Origin of the sequence: Caballeronia sp. LZ008, assembly GCF_031451435.1 — a bacterium.
GTDB classification, from domain to species: Bacteria; Pseudomonadota; Gammaproteobacteria; order Burkholderiales; family Burkholderiaceae; genus Caballeronia; species Caballeronia zhejiangensis.
In genome coordinates this window covers 1,426,688-1,448,816 of sequence record NZ_JARUXK010000004.1, presented here as the reverse complement: position 1 = coordinate 1,448,816, position 22,129 = coordinate 1,426,688, and the positions used below count along the sequence as shown (strand labels likewise).

9 protein-coding genes are annotated in these 22,129 nt (G+C 64.3%); all 9 read right to left on the bottom strand.

Features of this window, described 5'->3' with window-relative positions; all coding sequences use genetic code 11:
- Positions 1-612: 612 nt before the first annotated feature.
- The 9 genes from treY to QCE49_RS31500 all read right to left on the bottom strand — a co-directional run bounded on the left by treY (position 613) and on the right by QCE49_RS31500 (position 22,106).
- On the bottom strand, positions 613-3,558 hold the full coding sequence (treY, locus tag QCE49_RS31540; protein WP_250459053.1) for a malto-oligosyltrehalose synthase: 2,946 nt from the start codon (positions 3,556-3,558) through the stop codon (positions 613-615).
- Complete coding sequence (malQ, locus tag QCE49_RS31535) at positions 3,555-5,762, bottom strand: 4-alpha-glucanotransferase (protein ID WP_250459055.1); 2,208 nt, start codon at positions 5,760-5,762, stop codon at positions 3,555-3,557. The genes treY and malQ overlap by 4 nt, the downstream gene beginning before the upstream one ends.
- The gene (treZ, locus tag QCE49_RS31530) at positions 5,759-7,657 is read right to left on the bottom strand and encodes a malto-oligosyltrehalose trehalohydrolase (RefSeq protein ID WP_250459058.1); all 1,899 of its coding nucleotides are present in this window, start codon (positions 7,655-7,657) and stop codon (positions 5,759-5,761) included. The genes malQ and treZ overlap by 4 nt, the downstream gene beginning before the upstream one ends.
- Positions 7,658-7,703: 46 nt before the next feature.
- Positions 7,704-9,929, bottom strand: coding sequence for a glycogen debranching protein GlgX (gene glgX / locus QCE49_RS31525; RefSeq protein WP_250459060.1), 2,226 nt, complete (start codon positions 9,927-9,929; stop codon positions 7,704-7,706).
- Positions 9,930-10,101: 172 nt separating this feature from the next.
- The gene (glgB, locus tag QCE49_RS31520; protein ID WP_250459069.1) at positions 10,102-12,327 is read right to left on the bottom strand and encodes a 1,4-alpha-glucan branching protein GlgB; all 2,226 of its coding nucleotides are present in this window, start codon (positions 12,325-12,327) and stop codon (positions 10,102-10,104) included.
- Positions 12,314-15,724, bottom strand: a complete 3,411-nt coding sequence (treS, locus tag QCE49_RS31515) for a maltose alpha-D-glucosyltransferase (protein ID WP_051079077.1) — start codon at positions 15,722-15,724, stop codon at positions 12,314-12,316. Before treS ends, glgB begins: the two co-directional genes overlap by 14 nt.
- Positions 15,725-15,755: 31 nt before the next feature.
- Positions 15,756-19,157: a maltotransferase domain-containing protein gene (locus QCE49_RS31510; RefSeq protein ID WP_250459071.1), complete on the bottom strand. Its 3,402-nt coding sequence runs from the start codon at positions 19,155-19,157 to the stop codon at positions 15,756-15,758.
- Positions 19,158-19,492: 335 nt separating this feature from the next.
- Positions 19,493-21,142, bottom strand: a complete 1,650-nt coding sequence (glgA, locus tag QCE49_RS31505; RefSeq protein WP_250459073.1) for a glycogen synthase GlgA — start codon at positions 21,140-21,142, stop codon at positions 19,493-19,495.
- 307 nt (positions 21,143-21,449) lie between these two features.
- Positions 21,450-22,106 (bottom strand): DUF1345 domain-containing protein, encoded by a 657-nt coding sequence (locus QCE49_RS31500; protein WP_008354009.1) that lies wholly within the window; start codon positions 22,104-22,106, stop codon positions 21,450-21,452.
- Positions 22,107-22,129: the final 23 nt, after the last annotated feature.

Genomic DNA, 22,129 nt, shown 5'->3' with positions numbered 1-22,129 from the left:
CCGCGGTCACACGCAATTTGGGTAGTCCTCTCGTCCATCGTGGGCTGCCTAAAGAGTGCCCTCAAACACCTAATCGGGCTTGGCTCGCGCACGGTCTGTCACATCGCACCACACAACAAGGTGGTTCAGCACCAAATAGCTCCAGCCCGCTTCGCGGCCGATGGGTCAATCGGGGATGCATGTGCTTCTCTACTAACGTCTCCATCTCACCGCAAGTGCCGCACGTTGGTTTCCCTTGCATACCTGGCGGCAGCGCGTAGCGCTGTGCCGAAGCCATTTCGTGCTGAACCAGTGTCCTCAGCGTTTTCGGGCGGCGGACCGCGCGCGATCCAAGCCCCGTTATTGTGATGAGGGCACTCTTTAGGCGAGTGCCACCGTGGACGAGAGGACTACCCAAATTGCGTGTGACCGCGGGCTTAACGAGCTGCTTTCTTTGCTTACTTTCTTTGCAGCAGCAAAGAAAGTGAGTGCCGCCCCGCACAGGGGCAGTGCTAATAGACCGACGCGAAACCGGGATCCGGCGACAAGCGAAAGCAAGAGCGAAAGCAAAAGAAAAAGCGAAAGCAACAAGCGAAAGCGAAAAGCAAAAACCAAAAACCAAAAACCAAAAACCTAAGCCTTAGGCACCCCTTCCTCAACAAGCAAAGCCACCGGCATAACCCCAAGCGCATCGCGCAAAAACAATCTCGCCCCATCGGCTTTAGGCGCATTAGGACTGAGCCAGTCAAACAAAGCCCTTGAATGCAGCGCTTCTGGTAACACGATGGCGGTATCGCCCCAACGCTCGGCCTCGACAAGCGGCACGTCGCGCCCGACGTCCAGCAGCGGCGCTGCAAGCCGCGTCGCAACAACGACAGCAAACGCGCTCCCCGCATGCCGCGCATACGCAATCACGCGCCCCGCATGCTCGCCCTCGACCTCGAGCGGCAAATACTCGCCCTGCGCAAACAACGACTCGCAATGCTTGCGCAATGCCAAAGCTCGCCGCACGATTGCAAGCTTGACGCGCCCATCGCGCCAGTTCGCCAATTGCTCCGAAGGCGGCCCTTGCTCTTCGATCTCGAGAAGCCACTTGCGACGCAACTCATAATCGACAGGCCGACGATTGTCCGGATCGACAAGACTGAAATCCCACAACTCCGTGCCCTGATAAAGGTCCGGCACGCCCGGCGACGTGAGCCGCAAAAGCGTTTGCTGAAAGCCGTTGATCGCGCCGAGCGGTCCGAGCCGCGTGACGAACGCCGATAACTCCCGCAGAAAGCCATCGCGGCGCTGCGGCGCGACGATATCGAACAGAAAGTCCCTGCACGCGTTCTCATACGCTTCGTCGGGTGCAAACCAGCTCGTGCGCGTCTTCGACTCGCGCAGCGCCTTCAGTTGCCATCCGGCGACACGTTCGGCGAGTTCGCGAACGCCCGCTTCGTCATCGGGCGCGAGTGTGGTCGGCCAGCATCCGACGAGCGTCTGATACAGCATCGCTTCCGCCGCCGGCCCCGGCGCCCAGTCGTCGATACCGGTGGTTTCGCCATGTCCGCCGCTCGGGCCGCGTCGCAATGGTGTGTTCAACGTCGACCATTGCCTGAGCGTCGCGGCCCATTCGTCGGGAATTTCGCTCAATGCAGCGATGCGCGCGCGCACGTCCTCGCCACGCTTGTGATCGTGCGTCGCCGTGCAAAGCATCGCGTGCGGAAACGCATCGAGGCGTTCGCGATTGCCCGCGTGAAACGCATCGACGGACAACGCGAACTCGCCCGGATCGGCGCCCACTTCGTTGCGCGAAATCAGCCGTCCATAGCGATAACACGCCGTATCCTCGACCGCCTTCGCCGCTACGGGCGATGTCAGCTGCGAGAACAGCGTCTGCGCCGCGCGACGCTGCGAGCCGCTCGACGACGGGGGATTCGGCCCCGCCTGCGCCTGATTGCGATCGCGCTCACGTTCGCGATTGCGCTCCGCCGCGCGATCCCGGCCGCGTTCGGGACGGTCGTTGCGTTCGCCACGCTCGGGCTGCGGCAGTTCATCGGGCAGCTTGCCGCCGAGCCATTGCGCGACCTGATCCAGCACCACATGGTCCGCACGCGCGAGCACCGCGCGCGCGGCTTCGAGCGCCTGCGCGAAAAAGTGCTCGTCATCGGGGCTGCGCACGCCGCCCACGGGATAGATGCGATACACCGGAAACTGCACGACGAGTTCCGCGACCGCGCGCCGTATCGACGTGAATGTGAAATCGCGCGTGGTCTGCGCATCGCGTGCAATGCGATGCAGCGCGCGCGTCACGCGATCCAGTTCCGCCGCAAGATTCTCCGCGAGTATCTTGCGGCGCGCGGCGAGCGCTTCGTCGGCGAAGCATGCGCTTTTGCCCGTGATCTCGGCCCAAAGCGCGGCAAGCGGCTCCGCGCCCGCCGGATCGTGCAGCAGCGCGCCGACATCGTTCATGAAGTCGTAACCGGTCGTGCCATCGACCTGCCAGTCGCGGCGCAACGGCTCGCCGCGCGCAAGAATCTTTTCGACGACGAAATACGTGCGCCCATTGCCATGCCGCAACGCCTCGGGCCGTTCCGCCGCCAACTCTTCGAGCCGCGCGCGCAGGCGCTGGCAATACTCGCGCGGTTCGGCGAGACCATCGACGTGATCGACGCGCACACCATCGATCAGACCTTCGGTGAAGAGCCGGAACACGAGCGCATGCGATGCCTCGAACACTTCAGGCCGCTCGACGCGCACGCCGCCGAGCGTGCTCACATCGAAGAAACGCCGCCAGTTCACTTCGTCCGCGGCGGTGCGCCACCATGCCAGCCGATAATGCTGGCGCTCCAGCAGCCGATGCAGCCGGTCGCGACCCGCCGACGTATCCGGCGAATGCGCCGCGAGAATCGCCTCGATCGCGGCCTGGCCGCCTTCCGTCTGCGCGATGGTGATGAGCGCGGTGCGCGCATCGGCGGCGCGCGGCTGATCGGCGGGCTGCGTCGTCAGGCCGACGAAGCGTTGCGCGAGCTCGGGCGCTTCCTGGAACACGGCGGGGTAATCGACCGGACAGACTGGAAACACGTTCGAGTAATACTCAATGACGAAGCGCCCTTCATCCGCGCGATACGCGAGCTTGATCTTGCCGCCCTGCAACTCGTCGCCGTAAGACGCGCCGAGAAACGGCGCGAGCACCTTGCCGCGCAAGGCGGGATCGGGCGAATGCCAGTCGACGTCGAAAAAGCGCGCATGCGCGGCGTGCCGTCCCCATTCGAGGATGTCCTGCCACCACGCGTTCTCCGAGCCGCCCACGCCCATGTGATTCGGCACGATATCGACGATCAGTCCCATCTCGTGCGCGCGCAGCTTCTCGACGAAGCGCCGCAGGCCGTCCTCGCCGCCCAGTTCGGGATTGACCGCCGTGTAGTCCACGACGTCGTAGCCGTGCGTGGAGCCGGCGGTCGCGGTCGTGATCGGCGAGACGTACGCGTGACTCACGCCGAGCAGCGCGAAGTAGTCCACGAGCGCGGCGGCATCGTCGAAAGTGAAGCCCTTGTGAAGCTGAAGCCTGAGCGTGGAACGCGGTACGGTCATGGTGATTCGGGTTTCGATTTGGGTTCGTTCGGTTGCGCGGAACGCTTGCGCGCGGCATCGACGGCGAGCAGGCGATCGGCGAAGGCATCGTCGAGAAACAGTTCGTCGACGGGCCGCGTGATGCGCCTTCTCCAGTTCGGATGCTCGTCGATGGAGCCGGGCAGATTCGGCTGCTCCACGAGCGCGAGCAAATCTTCGAGCGGATAGGTGACGAGCGGCGCGGGCGTCGCGGCGACGAAGGCGAGCGCCTCATCGACGGGCGCATTGTCGATATCGGGCGCCTCCACGTCATCCGGTGCGATGCCCGCGTCCTGAAACGCGCGCCACAGATGCGCGCGATCTTCGCCGCGTTCCTCGAGCGCGGCTTCGACGGCATCGCGACCATCGGCGCGCGCGATCGTCTGGCCGATCTTCGAGCGCCACACGATGTCCTCGCCGCGCCACCATCCGGTGACGGTCGGCAGATCGTGCGTCGTCGTCGTCGCTGTGACGCCGCTGTCCCATTCGCGCGGCGGTTTGAAGCCCGGCCCGTCCACTTCGCGCTCGAACCACAGCACACGAATGCCAAGCAAGCCGTGCTCCTGCAAGCGCTCGGTAAAGCCGGGCGGCACGGTGCCGAGATCCTCGCCGACGACGATCGCGCGATGCCGCCACGATTCGAGCGCGATCAGCCGCAGCATGTCCTCGAGCGGATAGCGCAGATACGCGCCGTCCTTCGCGCTTTCGCCTTCGGGCACGAGCCACAGCCGGCGCAAGCCGAGTATGTGATCGATGCGGATGCCGCCCGCGCATTTGAACGCGCAACGCAGCATGTCGATGAACGCGGCGAAGCCTTGCGTACGCATCGCGCGCGGCGAGAACGTCGTGAGTCCCCACGATTGCCCGGCCTGGTTGAACAGATCCGGCGGCGCGCCGACCGACACGCCCGTGAGCATTTCATCGCGATACGACCATGCGTGGCTGCCCGCGCTGTCGCAACCGACGGCGAGATCCGCGACGAGCCCGACCGCCATGCCCGCATCGCGCGCGGCGTGTTGCGCGTGCAGGAGTCCCTTCGCGGCAAGCCATTGCGTGAAGAGATAAAAATCGACCTCGCGGCGATGCGCATCGGCGAATTCCGTCACCGCGTCGCTGCGCGGATCGCGCAACGCTTCGGGCCAGTTGCGCCAGTGACCTTCGCCGTTTTGCGCGATCTGCGCGGCCTGCAGCGCTTCGAAGCGCGCATGGTCTTCGAGCGGACGTCCGCCTTCCTCGACGAATGCGGCGAAGTCTTTCGCGAAGGGCGAATCGCGATCTTCGGAAAACGCGTCGAAGAGGGCGCGCAGAATCGCGAGGCGCGCGTTCGATGCGCGCGGCCAGTCGATCAGCGTCAGTCCTTCGAGTTCGGCGAGTTCCTTCGCGACGCCCGCTTTGTCGATCGCGGCGCGCGCGGCAGGCGCACCGAGCACCGCGGCAGGATCGACGTGCGCGATGTTGAGAAAGAGCCGCGACGACGGCGAATACGGGCTGAACTTGTTCGGCTCGGCGCTGAACATCGCGTGCATCGGGCTGATCGCGACGGCATGTCCGCCGCGCTTCGCAGTTTGCGTCGCGAGCGATGCGAGCGCGGTGAAATCGCCGATGCCGCCGTCGCCGTCACGCCGCAAGCCATACACTTGCGCCGCGACGCCCCACAGCGGCGGCGCCTTCGCCGCATCTTCGTGCAGCGTGCGCCACGCATCGTCGATGGTGTAGCAGCGCGCGGGCGCGACCGCGAGCGTCGTGCGATGGTCGTTGATGACGAGCGTGTGATAGCCCGGCTCCGCGATCGGCGAGAGCAGCGCGGTCTCGCCCTTCGGCGACGTGAAGCGCCCGTCGATCACTTCGCCGCTTTCGAGTTCGATGCGATAGCGCGCGCCCTGTTTCGCCGCCGACACCGGCAGCGCGATGCCGCGATCCACTTCGGCGGTGATGAGCGGCGGCAGCTTGCGGCCGCTCATTTCGGCATCGACGGCGTTCATGCTCTGCTTGATCTGCGCGGCGTTGCCACACGGCAGGCCGAGCTTTTCGAGCAGAATGCGCAGCGTCGTTTCAGGCACGCGCTGCGTGTTCTTGTGCGCGTCCTGCCATTCGATCTCGAAGCCCGCGCGCTCCGCGAGCGCCTCGATGCTGCTCACGGAACGCGTGGCGCCCGTCTGGGTCGTTTTCGTCGCGGCGGCGTTCACGAGACTTTTCCTTCCGCGGATGCCGGTTCGAAGCGGCGCGCGTCGTGCGCAATCGCATATTCGTTCACTTCGCCGGTGATCCACGCGAGGAACGTGCGAGCGCCGAGTTCGCCGTTACGCACGCGATCCTGCGCGCGCGCCGGCGTCTCGAAGATGATCTTGCCCGGCGGCTGCTTGTCGAGCGCGACAGCCGCGTCGCCGAGATTGAGCGCGATGGAGAGCGTTTCGCCGTCGCCGAGCTTCCAGCGCGCGACGAGCGCCTTGTCGCCGAGCACATCCGCGCCGAGCGCTTTGGCGCCCTTCAGACGCGGCGTGATGAGCTTCGCGCGCACCGTCAACGCCGATTGATAGAAGTGCAGCCATTCGAGCCGGTCTTCTTCGTCCTGCTTGTCGCTGATCCTCGGCGAGGACATGTCGAACGTTTTCTCGTCGTTCGGATCGGGAATCTGCGCGCGGCGCTTTTCGTCGGTGAATGCGGAGAACTTCGCGAATTCCTTGCGACGGCCTTCGCGCACCGCATCGGCGAGTTGATCGTGATAGTCGGTGAAGAAGAGGAACGGCTGCCTCGATCCGTATTGCTCTTCCATGAAAAGCAGCGGAATCTGCGGCGAAAGCAGCAGAAGACCGGTTGCGGCGAAGAGCGATTCGTCGTCGGTCAATGCGCGCAGGCGATCGCCCATCGCGCGATTGCCGATCTGATCGTGGTTCTGCAGGAACGCGACGAAGCGCGTGGGCGGCAGATGCGCGCTCGGTTCGCCGCGCGGCTTGCCGTCATGAATCGGCGACGGATCGCCCTGATACGCGAAGCCTTCGCTGAGAATGCGCGCGAGCTTTTCGATCGGCTTGTCGGAATACGCGCCGTAGTAGCTCTCGTCCTCGCCGGTCAGCAGAACGTGCAGCGTGTTGTGCGCGTCGTCGTTCCATTGCGCGTCGAAATGCGTTTCCAGCAGATTCGCCGTGTTGTGCTCGTTCTCGAGCACGAGATGCACATGACGCCCCGCCTCGACGGAACTGCGGATGCGATGCGCCAGTTCGCGCAGCCATTCGTCATCGTTGATCGCGTGCACCGCGTCGAGGCGCAGGCCATCGAAACGATATTCGTTGAGCCAGTACAGGGCATTGTCGAAGAAAAAGTCGCGCACTTGCGGGCGCTCGAAGTCGATCGCCGGGCCCCACGGCGTGTTCACGCCTTCGCGGAAGAAGGTTTTCGCATACGCGTGCAGATAATTGCCGTCCGGTCCGAAGTGGTTGTAGACGACATCGAGAAAGACCATCAGGCCGAGACCGTGCGCGGTGTCGACGAGTCTCTTCAGATCTTCGGGACGGCCATACGCCGAGTCAGGCGCGTAGGGCAACACGCCGTCGTAGCCCCAGTTGCGCGTGCCGGAGAAATCGTTGAGCGGCATCAGCTCGATGGCCGTCACGCCGAGTTGCGCGAGTTCGGGCAGGCGCGCGGTGACGCCCGCGAAACCGCCCATCGCGCCGACGTGCAGTTCGTAAAGCACGGTTTCTTCCCACGGCCGGCCGTGCCAGTTCGTGTGCGTCCATCGATACGCGCGCGGGTCGATGACTTCGCTCGGTCCATGCACGTCCTGCGGCTGATAGCGCGAGGCGGGATCGGGCACGGCGAGGTCCTCGTCGAGCCGATAGCGATACAGCGTGCCCGCGCCGCCATCGGCTTCGGCTTCGAACCAACCGTCGCCGGTCGGCTGCATGTCGACGCGTTCGGGCGTGCCGCCCGCGCGCAGGATTTCCACTTGCACGGCATCGCGCGATGGCGCCCAGAAACGAAAGCGCGTGCGCGGATTGTCGCGTGCGGCGCCCGTTAGATGAGCGCCGAAAGGAAGGCAATACGCATATTGATGCTTGTGCGGATCGATCGGACGTTCGGACATGATTTCCTGCCTCTAATGCTGCGGTGGACTGCGTATGGGTTGTGCGTCAGTGAGGCGAATCGATCTCGGAATCGCGATGCGAGGGCATCGTGCCCGGATCGGGCGGCAATGCCGTCAGAAGACGCGGCCCCTGATGCGCGCCCGCCATCCAGACCGCTTGCCAGTCGGCATCGCCGGTCGGCTCGGCCAGCATCACCACGACGCTGTGCGCGGCCACTTCCAACTCGCTGCCGACGAGAGGCCGCGTCACCGAATCGGGCTCCGCGCTATCCAAGAGCACGTTCCATTCCAAGTGCGGCGCGGGCGGTGTGAACACGAGCGTTTGCGACGATGCATTGAACATGAGCAGCAGCACGTCGATTTCACTGTCGACGCCCGGGCCCGCGCGCCGCAGCGTGAGCGCGCGGCCTTCCGGGTCCTGCCATGCTTCGATCGCGAGCGCGTTGCCGCGTTCATCGAACCAACTGACATCGTAGAGTCCCGGCAGCACTTCGCGGTCGCCGTAAAGGAAGCGCGTTTCGCGCAACACCGGGTAGTTTTTGCGCAGTGCAATAACTTTCGCGACGAACTCCGTCATCTCGACGCCGGCGGGCCTTTGCGCCGCGTCCCAGTCGATCCACGAAATCTCGTTGTCCTGGCAATAGGCATTGTTGTTGCCCTGCTGCGTGCGGCCGAATTCGTCGCCGCCGAGAAGCATCGGCGTGCCGAGCGAGAGCAGCGTCGTCGCGATCATCGAGCGGGCGAGACGCGCGCGCACTTCGAGAATCGCGGGATCGTCGGTCGGACCTTCGATGCCCCAGTTCGCGCTGCAATTCTCGTTGTGGCCGTCGTTGTTGCCTTCCTGATTCGCTTCGTTGTGCTTGTGCGAATACGCGGTGACGTCCGCAAGCGTGAAGCCGTCGTGCGACGCGACGAAGTTCACCGACGCCCATGGTTTCCTGAAGCGCCGGTTGAAAAGTTCCGCCGAGCCGGTGAGACGCGCGGCGAGATCGGGGCGCATGCCGGCATCGCCGCGCCAGAAACGCCGGACGCCATCGCGATACTTGTCGTTCCATTCCGCGAAGCCCGGCGGATGATTGCCGACCTGATAGCCGTCCGGCCCGATATCCCACGGCTCGGAGATGAGCTTGCGCGTGGAGAGAACGGGATCCTGGCGCACGGCATCGAAGAAGCCCGAGCCGGGATCGAAGCCGTGGCCTTCGCGGCCGAGCGTGACGCCGAGATCGAAGCGGAAGCCGTCGATGTTGAACGCCGTGCACCAGTAGCGCAGCGAGTCCATCACCATCTGCAAGACGCGCGGATGCGACAGATTCACCGTATTGCCGCAGCCGGTTTCGTTGATGTAGTGACGTTCGTCGCCGGGAATGAGGCGGTAGTAGCTTGCGTTGTCGAGGCCGCGCCACGAGACGGTCGGGCCGAGTTCGTTGCCTTCGCAAGTGTGGTTATAGACGACGTCGAGAATCACTTCGATGCCCGCCGCGTGCAGTTGACGTACGGCGATACGCATTTCGTTGAGCCGATGCGTCGACAGATAGGAAGGCTCGGGGGCGAAGAACGCGGCGGTGTTGTAGCCCCAGTAATTCCTGAGACTGCGTTCGACGAGAAAGCGGTCGTTGAGAAACGCGTGCACCGGAAGAAATTCGACGGCGGTGATGCCGAGCTTCTGCAAGTGCTCGATGAACCAAGGCGACGATAGCGCGGCGAAGGTGCCGCGTTCGTGCTGGCGGATGTCGTGGCGCATCATCGATGCACCGCGCACGTGCGTTTCGTAGACGATGGTTTCGCCCCAGGGCGTGTCGGGGCGCACGTCGCGCGACCAGTCGAAGGCGTCGTCGGTGACGATGCATTTGGGCATCGCGGGTGCGGAGTCGCGGCGATCCATCGACATGTCGAGGCGATTCGAATGCACGCGATAGCCGAAGAGGGCGTCGGACCATCGCCAGGGGCCGACGAGCTTTTTCGCGTAGGGATCGAGCAGCAGCTTGTGCGGATTGAAGCGATGACCTTGCTGCGGCTGATACGGGCCATGCGCGCGAAAGCCGTAGACGGTGCCGGGGTGCGCGCCGGGGAGATAGCCGTGCCAGATTTCGTCGGTGCACTCGGGCAGGTCGAAGCGCATCAGTTCCTTGCGGCCGGTGCTGTCGAAGAGACATACCTCGATGCGATGAGCATTCGATGAGAACACCGCGAAGTTGACGCCCAGACCGTCCCAGTTGGCTCCGAGCGGGTAGGGCGCGCCCGGGAGCAACTTGTCGGGGAGTGCATTTGCCATGTTGGCGCATCCTTTTGGGGTTTTTCTGCCTTTGCTGTTTCCTGCTCTTGCTCTTCGTATTGCTTGCGCTTTTATGGAATCCCGGTTTCTTAGTGGTCTATCAGCACTGCCCCTGTGCGGGGCAACGCTGATAGACCGACGCGATTACGGGATCCGGCGAAAAAAAAGACCATCAATCGGCCCGCAACACGATGGTTGCCAACGGCGGTAATGTCAACGCCGCCGACTGCTCCCTCCCATGACTCGGATAGTCGTCCGTATGAATCACCCCGCCATTCCCCATATTCGACCCGCCATAAATGGAAGCATCGGAGTTGAACACTTCGCTCCACCGCCCGCGCTGCGGCAACCCGATCCGATAAGCCAGACGAGGCACCGGCGTCATATTGCACACCACGACGACATCGCGCCCTTCGGCATCCGTACGCCGATACGCATAAACGCTATTCGCGTTGTCATCCCCGACGAGCCATTCGAAGCCGCGCGAATCGCTATCCAGCTTGTGCAACGCCGGCTCGCTCGTATAGAGATGATTCAGATCGCGCACGAGCTTCTGCAACCCGCCATGCATCGAATCATCGAGCAGATGCCAATGCGGCGATTCATCGTGATTGAACTCCGCGAACTGGCCGAACTCGCCGCCCATGAACAACAGCTTCTTGCCCGGATGCGTCCACATGAAGCCGAAGTAAGCGCGCAGATTGGCGAACTTCTGCCACCGGTCGCCCGGCATCTTGTTGATCAAAGACCCCTTGCCATGCACGACTTCATCGTGCGACAAAGGCAAGACGAAGCGCTCGGAATACGCATACACCATCCCGAACGTGTACAGATGATGGTGATACTGCCGATACACCGGATCTTCCTGCATGTAGTGCAGCGTGTCGTGCATCCAGCCCATGTTCCACTTGAAGTCGAAGCCGAGTCCGCCGCTCTCGACATTCGCCGTCACGCCCGGCCATGCAGTCGATTCCTCCGCAACCGTGATCGCACCCGGAATCTGCCGCACTTCATGATTCAGCCGCTTCAGGAACGCAATCGATTCGAGATTCTCTCGCCCGCCGTAAATGTTCGGCACCCACTCGCCGGCCTTGCGCGAATAGTCGCGATACAGCATCGACGCAACCGCATCGACACGCAAGCCATCGACGTGATAGCGCTTCAGCCACGCCAGCCCCGATGCGATCAGGAACGCGCTCACCTCGTTGCGGCCGAGGTTGTAGATCATCGTGTTCCAGTCCTGGTGATAACCCTCGCGCGGGTCGGCGTGCTCGTACAAAGGCGTGCCGTCGAACTGCACGAGACCGTGCGCGTCGTTCGGAAAATGCGCCGGCACCCAGTCGATGATGACGCCGAGCCCCGCCTCGTGCGCGCGATTCACGAACTCCGCGAACTGCTCCGGCGTGCCGAAGCGCGCGGACGGCGCGAACTGCCCGAGCGGCTGATAACCCCACGAACCGCCGAACGGATGCTCCGCGATCGGCATGAATTCGAGGTGCGTGAAGCCCATGCCCTTCGCATACGGAATCAGACGCTCGGCCAGCTCGTGCCAGTTCATGCCGCGATTGTCTTCCTCCGGCACGCGCAGCCACGACTCCGCATGCGCCTCGTATATGGTGATCGGCGATTGCGGCGTCTGCTTGCCGCCGCGCGTGTTCATCCACTCGGCGTCGGTCCATGCGTAATGATCGATCGCATCGGCATCCGCGACGACCGATGCCGTCGACGGCGGCTTCTCGCTCTGCATCGCGCACGGATCGGCCTTGAGCGGCAGCGTATGACCGTCGCGCGTGACGATCTCGTACTTGTAACGCGTGCCCGCGCCGATGCCCGGAATGAACAGCTCCCACACGCCCGCGTTGTGACGCAGGCGCATCGGATGGCGCCGCCCATCCCATGTGTTGAAGTCGCCGACCACCGAGACGCGCCGCGCATTCGGCGCCCACACCGCGAAGCGCACGCCCGCGACGCCGCCATGCGTGATGGGCCGCGAGCCGAGGCATTCGAGCACCGCATACGGGTCGGCTTGCGAGAGACGGTGGAGCCATTCGTCGCTGAGCACAGGGCCGAACGAATACGTGTCGTGCGTTTCCTGCGGCGTGCCGTGCCAGTCGATCTTCAGGCGATACGCCGCCGGCCTCGTGACGAAGCCCGCGTAAAGCCCCGCATCGTGGACGCGCGCGAGCGAGCCGAGATGCTCGCCGTTGCCCGCATCCGCGACGCTTACTGACGATGCGCCCGGCAGGAACACGCGCACGACGTGCCCCAGATCGGTTTCGTGCAGGCCGAGCATCGAGAAGGCATCGGGATGCCGGGCCTCGACGAGTGCGTCGATATCGAGCGGATTGAGGCCGTGCGCCGGGTTCCTGGTATCCGCCGGATCGCTACGAGTGTTCATGGTGAGTTCCATCCGGATTGTCCTTGTTGGCTCCGAATACGGGTCGCGTGCCCGGAGCGGGCGGCTCGCCCGTATCTCCCAGCAGGCGGCTCGCGAGCGACGCGAGACCCCGCAACGGAAGGCCGATCCAGGTCGGCCGGTTCGCTGCTTCGTAGCGGATTTCGTAAGCGGCCTTCTCGATCAGGAAAAGATCGAGCAACGGCTGAAACACGTCTTCGGCCGCGATCGTTTCGGGCGACGTGGCGATCGCCCCGGTGTACTCCCGCAAAAAGCTCTCCTCGGCGAACGCGCGCAGGCGTTCGAACAGCGCCCGCTTGCGATCCGCCGTCTGCGCGGGCGCGTTTTCCGTCGTCGATTGCGCTGCCGCGCTCGCATACGACAGCGAACGCAACAGGCCCGCGACGTCGCGCAGCGGACTCGTCTTTTTGCGGCGTTCGTCGAGCGGGCGCGCGGGCTCGCCTTCGAAGTCGATGAGATACGCATCGCCTTGCGCCATCAGCACCTGGCCCAGGTGGAAATCGCCGTGGATGCGGATGCACAACGCATCGGCATCGGGCGCGACGAGCTTCTTGACCGTATCGACGAGCAGTTCGCGCCGGTCGAGCAGGCTTTGCGCGAGGAAACGGTCGTGCTCGTTGAATTCGCCGATCTTCTGCGCGAGGATGTCGAGCGCCGATTCGAGCAGCTTCAGCGTGCCGTCGATCCAGCCCTCGACGTCCTCGGCCGATGCGCGCTGCGGCGAGAACGCTTCGTCTTCCGTCGGCGATGCGAGCGCGACGTGCAGTTCGCCCAGCCGCTTGCCGATGATGCCCGCGATGTTGCCGTAGCCCGCTAAACCTTCCGCCTGCGCGTCGCGTTCCTGCGCGTGCTCTTCGGATTCGACCGCGACCGCGAGCTCATCGACGGTGCGGCGCAGATAGTCGAGCGCGTAGTTCCACGCATCGCCCTGATTGTCGATGTAACCCTGCAGGATGATGAGCGTATGCGGCACGCCCTGCGGATCGACGCGCACGACTTCGCCGTAGAGCGGGCCGGTGTTCGCGTAGCCGAGTTGCGTCAGATAGCGGCTCATTTCCGCTTCGGGATGAATGCCGCCCACGACGCGACGCACGAGCTTGAGCACGATCTTGTCGCCGATCACGAGCGAGCTGTTGCTCTGTTCGGCGGCGAGCCAGCGGATCTCGGGCGGATCGGCGGGATAGAGATTAAGCGTGTCGAAGAGCTCGGTCGGAATGAAGCGGATCTCGCTCTTTTGCACCGTCGGCACGACCGCGCGCTCCTTGAGCTTGCGGATCACGCCATAGGTGAATTGCGGCACCGAGAACGCATCGGTCAGATGCCCGATGTTGCGGTTGCGCCGCACGCGCGCGAGCGCGAGCTGCATGTAGAGCGGCGACGTCGTCTCCGTGCCCCACGCGATCGACAGCGGCAACACGTAGCGCTCGCAATGATCGCCGACATCGGCTTCGATCTCGGTGAACGCGAAGCCCGCGCCTTCGATCGTGGTCAGCGCGGCGAGGCGCACCGCATGCAGCTTCTGATCCTTCGATGCGAACCAGCGGCGCTTGCTCAGATAGTTCGGCAGCACTTCCGATTCGAGCAGCCGGACGTTTTCCGGCGTCGGGCCGGTCTGGCCGGCGCGAATCACCATCGTGACGAACTCGGGCAATTGCTCGGACGGCGCCTGCGCCCACGCGGGCCGCATGTTGCCCGGGCAAAGCTGGAACCACAGGAAGCCGTAGGGCGGGAACGTGAGCAGATACGTGAGCTTGCCGATAGCCGGGAACGGCGAATCGGCGGTCATTTCGAGCGGCACGGAGCCGTCGAATTCCGACAGATCCAGCTCCACCGCTTGCGGCGCACGCGAAAGATTCGCGACGCACAGGATCGGCGGCTCGCCTTCGAGTTCGCGCAGATACGCGAGGATCTTGCGATTCGCGGGCCGCAAGAAGCGGATCGTGCCGCGGCCGAACGCATGCTTCGAGCGGCGCACCGCGAGCATCTTGCGCGTCCAGTTCAGCAGCGAATGCGGATCGCGGCTTTGCGATTCGACGTTCACCGCGTCATAGCCGTAGAGCGAGCCCATCACGGGCGGCAGCACGAGTTGCTCGGGATCGGCGCGCGAGAAACCGCCGTTGCGGTCGGACGACCATTGCATCGGCGTGCGCACGCCGTCGCGATCGCCCAAGTGGATGTTGTCGCCCATGCCGAGCTCGTCGCCGTAATAGATCACGGGCGTGCCGGGCATCGACAGCAGCAGCGAATTGATGAGCTCGATGCGGCGCCGGTCGCGTTCCATCAGCGGCGCGAGACGGCGGCGAATGCCGAGGTTCAGGCGCGCGCGGCGATCGCTCGCATATGTGTTCCACAAGTAATCGCGCTCGGAGTCGGTGACCATTTCGAGCGTGAGTTCATCGTGATTGCGCAGGAAGATCGCCCATTGATTGGTTTCGGCGAGGTCCGGCGTCTGCCGCATGATGTCCGTGATCGGGAAGCGATCCTCGCTCGCGATCGACATATAGATGCGCGGCATCAGCGGGAAGTGGAACGCCATGTGGCATTCGTCTTCGTCGCCGAAGTATTCCTTCACGTCTTCCGGCCACTGATTCGCTTCCGCGAGCAGCATGCGGTTCGGATACTCCGCGTCGATGGTGGCGCGAATCTTTTTGAGGATCTGGTGCGTCTCGGGCAGATTCTCGTTGTTCGTGCCTTCGCGCTCGACGAGATACGGCACCGCGTCCAGCCGCAGCCCGTCGATGCCCATGTCGAGCCAGAAGCGCATCACGGAGAGCACTTCCTTGATGACCGCCGGGTTATCGAAGTTCAGGTCGGGCTGATGCGCGTAGAAGCGATGCCAGTAATACTGGCCCGCGACCGGATCGTGCGTCCAGTTCGAAGGTTCCGAGTCGATGAAGATGATGCGCGTCTCTTCGTACTTCTTGTCCGTGTCGGACCACACGTAGTAGTTGCGATGATTCGATCCCGGCTTCGCATGACGCGCGCGCTGAAACCACGGATGCTGATCCGACGTGTGATTGATGACCAGTTCGGTGATCACGCGTATGCCGCGCGCGTGCGCTTCCTGAATGAAGCGCTTGACGTCCGCGATCGTGCCGTAGTCCGGATGCACGTTGCGATAGTCTGCGATGTCGTAGCCGTCGTCGCGGCGCGGCGACGGATAGAACGGCAGCAGCCAGATCGCATCGACGCCCAGCTCCGCGATGTAGTCGAGCTTCGCGAGCAGGCCGGGAAAATCGCCGATGCCGTCGTTGTTCGCATCGAAGAAAGACTTGATGTGAACCTGATAGATGATCGCGTCCTTGTACCAAAGCGGATCGTCGTTGAGAATCGACGCCTTCTTGTTGCGCTTCACCCTTGTATCCACGTTTCGCTCCAATGTTCTTGGTGTGCTTTCGTACGTCGATGAATCACGCTGCGTCAGGCTGCGGCTTCGGCAAACCCCATGTCGGCGATATGCGCCAGATCGCGAATGGCAGCGAATGCGGATTGAGCCGCACATGCTGGCGCCGTCCGCGCCATTCGAATTGCTCGCCCGTCACCTGATCCTCGACCGCGATCGCGTCCCACTCATGCACGCCCCAGCGTTCGAGCGTCTGCCAAGGCAGTTCGATATCCGCGCCTTGCTCGTTGAACGGATCGAGGTTGATCGCGACGAGCACGACGTTGTCGCGCGATGCGTTCGCCTTTTCGAAGAACAGGATGTGATCGTTATGCGCGGGCAGGAAGTTGACGCCCAAATGCGTCTGCAACGCGGGATTCGCGCGGCGGATGCGATTGAGCGCGGTGATTTCCGTGACGATGTTGCCGGGCCGGTTCCAGTCCCACGCCTTCAGTTCGTACTTCTCGGAGTCGAGATACTCCTCGCTGTTCGGCAGCGCCGCCGATTCGCACAGCTCGAAGCCGCTATACACGCCCCACAATCCGGATAGCGTGGCCGCCAGCGCCGCGCGAATCACGAAACCCGGCCGTCCGGAGCTTTGCAGGAAGCGCGGATTGATATCCGGCGTGTTCACGAAGAAGTTCGGGCGGAAGAATTCCTTCGCATCGGTCTGCGTGAGATCGTGCATGTACTCGAGAAAATCGCGCTTGCTCTCGCGCCAGGTGAAGTACGTGTACGACTGCGAGAAGCCGAGCTTCGCGAGACGGTTCATCACGCGCGGCCGCGTGAACGCTTCGGCGAGGAAGATGACATCGGGATGGCGCGCGCGCACGTCGCCGATCACCCATTCCCAGAACGGGAAGGGCTTCGTATGCGGATTGTCGACGCGGAAGATTCGCACGCCCGCCGCGATCCAGTGCAGGAACACGTCGCGCAACGCGAGCCACAGATCGGGTTTCGCGTCCTGCGCGTAGAAGTCCGGATTCACGATGTCCTGATACTTCTTCGGCGGATTTTCCGCATAACGCAGCGTGCCGTCGGGACGCCATGCGAACCATGTCGGATGCTCCTTGAGCCACGGATGATCCGGCGAGCATTGCACCGCGAAGTCGAGCGCGATCTCGAGCCCGTATTCGTGCGCGGCTTCGAGCATGCGCTTGAAGTCGTCGAGATTGCCGAGTTCGGGATGCAGCGCGTCGTGGCCGCCTTCCTTGCCGCCGATCGCATATGGGCTGCCGACATCGCCCGGCTGCGCGGTCAGCGAGTTGTTCTTGCCCTTGCGGTTCGCGACGCCGATCGGATGGATCGGCGGAAAGTACAGCACGTCGAAGCCCATCTCGCGGATGCGCGGCAGCTTGCCGATCACGTCGATGAACGTGCCGTGACGATTCACGTCGTCGCTCATGGAACGCGGGAAGATCTCGTACCAGCTCGCGAAGCGCGCGGCGGCGCGTTCCGAATCGATGCGGTACACGACCGGATCGCGCGACAGGAACGGACGATGCCGCGCCGCTGCAACGGCTTTCGCGGTCGCGCTCGCGAGCACGAGTTCGAGCTTGCGCGCGTCGTCGGCCTTCGTGAATTCCTTGACGATCGCTTCGAGCGGCGCGCTGTCGCTGTCGGCATCGTCGGAGGTTTTGACTTCGGCGAGGATCAGCGCGAACAGATGCTTCGCTTCCTCGACTTCGAGCTCCACCGTCTGACCGGCCTTCAGCTTCTTCTGCATGTGATCGACGAGCGACGCGTAATCGTCGCGCCACGCCATCACGACGAATTCATGGCGGCCCACGCGTTCGAGCGGAATGCGCGTGCTCCACAGATCGAGGCCGGCGGGCTGCACGGCGGTCATCGGCGCTTCGTGCCACTCGGTTTCATCGGCGGCGCGCCATTGCACGGCGGCGGCGATTTTGTCGTGGCCTTCCGCGAAGATCGCTGCCTGAATCTCCACCGCCTCGCCGACGATGCGCTTCGCCGGAAAGCGTCCGTGATCGACCGAAGGCGTCACGCTCTCGATCGACACGCGCGGCGCGGCGATCGCCTCGGCGACGGACTTCTTGTCGGCGGCCTTCGCGCCGCGCTTCACTTGCGGCTGCGCGAGCAGGATGAACGGCTCGGCTTCCGCGCGATACAGGCGCACTTCGCCCGCCTTGAGCGTGAAGGGCGCGAGGCGCTCGGGCTTGCCCATCGTGTCGTCGATCAGCGCGAAGCGCGTGTAGTTGCCCGGCACCGATTCGAGCAGATGCAACGTATCGACGTGCACGGGCGCGACGAGATCGGGATTGATGACGGCGAGCACGGCGTCGCTGCTATGGCGCAGATCGCCGCCATCCGCGCGAATCAGCGCCGCGTAGGGCGTGCCCGCCCCCGTCAGCGCGCGCAGTTCGCCGACGCTCGCGAGCGTGCCGACGTTGCGCTGCAACTCGTTCGCACGCCGGATGCGCGCGGTGAGATCGATGCGCTTCTCGCTCTTCGCACGCTCGTATTCCGCCGCGATGCCGTATTGCGGCGACATCGGCAGGGCGACGCCGTATTCGAAGCCCATCGGCACCATGATGCCGGTGCCGAGCGCGGCGGCGGTGTCGAGCGCGCGCGTGTAGGCGCGTTCGACGAGCGCGGTGTCGCTCGTATCGGCGAGATCGCTGATGAGCCGCGCGCCGAACGGATCTTCCGGAAACGCGATGGGCGGTGCGATGCGCGACAGCGCCGCGTGCTCGTCGAAGAGCCACGCGCTCTTGAAGTCCCACCAGCGCGTCGATGCGAACACGGCGTCGAAACCGGCGTCGGCGAGACCGTGCAGATCATGCCGCGTGACGCCGACGGTCCACGCGAGCCAGCGCGTCTCCGGATGCTTTTCGCGCACCGCCGCGCCGAGCCTGCGCCACACATGCGCGGGCACCGCGTCCGGCGCATCGAAGCGAAACCCGCCCACGCCCGCATCGGCGAGCAGGTTCAGCTCGCGCGCCCACCATTCGGTCAGATGATGCGCGGCCTCGCCATCGGCGAAATTCGCCCACGCGACGTCGCGCTGACGCGGCGGCTTGCGCGGATCGAGGCGCGCATCCGCGCTTTCGAACGGCTGAAACCAGTGCTTGTTGTCCTGATAAAGGCCGCCTTCGGCGCTCACGCGGTCGATCACGATATCGACGAGCAGCGTGAGCTTGTGCTTTTTCGCGGCGTCGGCGAGCTGGCGCAGGCCGTCGGATGCGCTCCCATCGGATTCGAAGACGGAATGCAGCCGATGATGATCGGCGACCGCCTCGCGATGTCCGTTGCTGCCCGGCGTGAAGGGCGAGCCGATCAGGACGTGATCGAAGCCGAGCCCTGCCGCGTGCTCGAACTGGGCGGGCCAGTTCGCGAGCGGGCCGACGAGCAGGGGATCGATGAAGTAGATACGCGGCGCGTACGCATGAGGAGCTTGATGGTTTTCCATCGTTCGTCTTTTCCAGAGTCGTCCTGCGGTGGCGGGGATGCGGGCATCAATCGCGATCACGCTCACGGGCCAAACTGGCTGAAGAGCTGGTCCGCGCGTCACGAATCACGCGAACTCTCAGGCGGAACTCAGATTACACCTTGGCGCCGGATTTCGACGCCTGCCTGGCCGCGTTGTCGCGATGCACCGTGCATCGAATGCCTTCTTGCATCACGGTGGGCGCCACGGTCCCCAAGTGATTTCCTTCGGGCTCATGCACGGGCGGGACAGCACGTTGCGTGCCGCGCCCGGTTCGAACCCTGGTCGTTACTATGGAGCAACTGCCGCCGGCACGCTCACGCGGTGCGCGCCATCGAATGCGCGTCCTGTGCCCGTGCGGGCGTCGGCATGACATCGGCCACGCGGCGCGCACGCAATGCGGTGCGGCTCGGACGCGCGCCGCTCAGGCCGACGTACAGTGCGACCATCGTCGTCACGGCTTCGTTCCATCCGAAATCGCAGGACATCGCGTTGCGCTGCAACGCGCGCCACACTTGCGGACGCATGTAGGCGTCGAGCGCGCGGCTCGCGGCGTAGACGATATCGTCCGCGCGTTCGCCATCGAAGAGAAAGCCGGTAGGCGCGTGCGAGGAGCGCGGCGCGGGGACCGGCGCGACAGGCAGATCATGCGTGCCGTCGCGCAGCCACGCCGATGGACGGAGCACGTCGCGCATGCCGTGCAGTTCGTTTTGCGCCGCATCGACGATCGTGTCGGCGAGGCCGCCCACGCGCGATGCGACCGGCAGCGTGCCGTAGCGCATCGCATACATCTGCGTGAGGCCGCACGGCTCGAAGCGGCTGCCGTGCAGAAGGATGTCCGCGCCCGCGTGCAGGGCATGGGCGCGCCGTTCGTCGTATCCGATATGCACGCCCACGCGATCCGGCCATTCCTGCGCGAGCTTCCTGAAACCGGCTTCGATATGCGCCTCGCCCTTGCCGATCACGGCGAGCTGCAGACGCGGATGTCGCGCGAGCAGACGCGGCAGCGCATCGAGCACGACATCGGCGAGTTTCTGACCGGTCATGCGGCTGCCGATCGCCATCAGCGGCGCGAACGGATCGACGGGCAAGCCGAACATGCGTTGCAGCGCGCGCTTGCACGCGTGCTTGCCGCGCATATCGTCGAAGGAATAGGTGCGTTCGATGAGCGGATCGGCGGCGGGATTCCACGTTTCTTCGTCGATGCCGTTCACGACGCCCGACAGCTTGTCGGCGCAGCTTTGCAGCACGCCTTCCATCAGATGGCCGAAGCGCGGCGTGAGAATTTCGCGCGCGTAAGTTTCGGAGACGGTCGTTACGCGATCGGCGTGGACGATGCCCGCTTTCATCAGACTCAATGCGCCATAGAACTCGATGCTCTTCGGGTCGCTCAACGCATGCACGAGCCACTTTTCCGGCACGCCGAGCGACGCACCAAGCGAGAGCGCGTAGTTGCCCTGGAATGCGAGATTGTGGATCGTGAATACGCTCTTTGCGTGCACGCCCGCGTGCTTCATCAGAAGCGGCGTCAGGCCCGTGTGCCAGTCGTGTGCATGAACGATGTCCGGCTTCTTCACGCCGCGCACGCCTTGCGCGATCCGCACCGCGGCGGCGGAAAGCGTCGCGAAGCGAAGCGCGTTGTCCTGATAGTCGCGGCCCTGTTCGTCCTGATAAAGCCCGTCGCGCGCGTAGAGCGTGTCGCAGCGCAGCAGCAGAACCGGCACGCCGGTATCGGGCATGCGGCCGCGCAGCAGCGCCGCGTCGCCGCCGGGCAGGCCGGTGAGCGTGCCGATCTTGCTCAGGCCTTCTGCTTGGGCAATGGCGTTCGGATAGGCGGGAAGCAGGATGGTGGCATCGACGCCGGCTTCGCGCAGCGCGGCAGCATAGGCGCTGACCATATCGCCGAGTCCGCCGGTCTTGGCGAGCGGGACGGCTTCGGAGGCGACCAGCAGAACGTTCAAAGGCAAAATGGGCTCTCCTGTGCATGCGGAACGCACGAGCGCGAGGCCGCGCGAGCGAGTGCTGATCCGGGTTTCTTCTGATTGGGCTGGCGCAATGCAGCAATCGCTGTGCCACCGAGCGGGGGCGTGTGTGCGCTGCGGCACGTTCATTTCCGCCTATGGCACGACGAGACCGCCGGCGCCCACGTCCCGCAGAGCAAGAAAGGCACGAACGTGCCGCGTGTAAAACTGACTGCGGCGCGCGCCGCGTTTTTACACGGCGCGTTCGATGAGCCGTTCGTCGAGCTTATGGCGCGCGCGTGACAGCGTCGTTTCAGCCGCCGACCATGCTCGCGGCGATGTTGATCGAAAGCCCGAGCACCGCCAGATTGAAGAAGAACGACAGCACAGATTGCGCGAGCGCCGTGCGGCGCGCCGACGTCGATGCAAGCGCGATATCGGCGGTCTGCGACGCGACCGCGATCGTGAAGGAGAAGTAGAGGAAGTCCCAGTAACCCGGCTTCAGATGACGGTCGGGAAATCTCAGCGCGGTATCGTTGTCCGGCGACTGATAATAGTGCCGCGCGTAGTGGAGCGTGAACATCGTCGGGATCAGGAACCATGCGCCGAGCATCGTCGCGCCGGTGAGCACGTAATGCAGCACCGCGCCGGCGCCCATGTGCTTCGCGGTCGACAGCTCGACGACGATCGCCACGATGCTCGCAATCGCCGCGACGCTCACGACCATCAGCACGGTCGCGGCGTTTTCGTCTTCGCGCTCGGCGAGTTCCTGCACGTCGCTCTGGCGCGCGGACGCCATCTTCACCCAGATGAGCGCGAGGTAGAGCCACACGGCCGAGTCCCAGCCGATCAGCGCGCGCGCCGTCGGCCGCACGTGCGCCGGAACCAAAGCGGCGGCGACGCAACCAACAGCCAGGCCGATCAGCGCGCGCGGCCGGTTGCGCAGTACGGGCGGGAAGATCGGCTTCATTTCGTTTTGTCCGCATGTGAGGC

What these genes read in the sequence shown, in the direction of transcription:
- treY (WP_250459053.1), bottom strand. Translation starts at nt 3,558, where the DNA reads ATGACCGTACCGCGTTCCACGCTCAGGCTTCAGCTTCACAAGGGCTTC.
- treZ (WP_250459058.1), bottom strand. Translation starts at nt 7,657, where the DNA reads ATGTCCGAACGTCCGATCGATCCGCACAAGCATCAATATGCGTATTGC.
- glgX (WP_250459060.1), bottom strand. Translation starts at nt 9,929, where the DNA reads ATGGCAAATGCACTCCCCGACAAGTTGCTCCCGGGCGCGCCCTACCCG.
- glgB (WP_250459069.1), bottom strand. Translation starts at nt 12,327, where the DNA reads ATGAACACTCGTAGCGATCCGGCGGATACCAGGAACCCGGCGCACGGC.
- QCE49_RS31510 (WP_250459071.1), bottom strand. Translation starts at nt 19,157, where the DNA reads ATGGAAAACCATCAAGCTCCTCATGCGTACGCGCCGCGTATCTACTTC.
- QCE49_RS31500 (WP_008354009.1), bottom strand. Translation starts at nt 22,106, where the DNA reads ATGAAGCCGATCTTCCCGCCCGTACTGCGCAACCGGCCGCGCGCGCTG.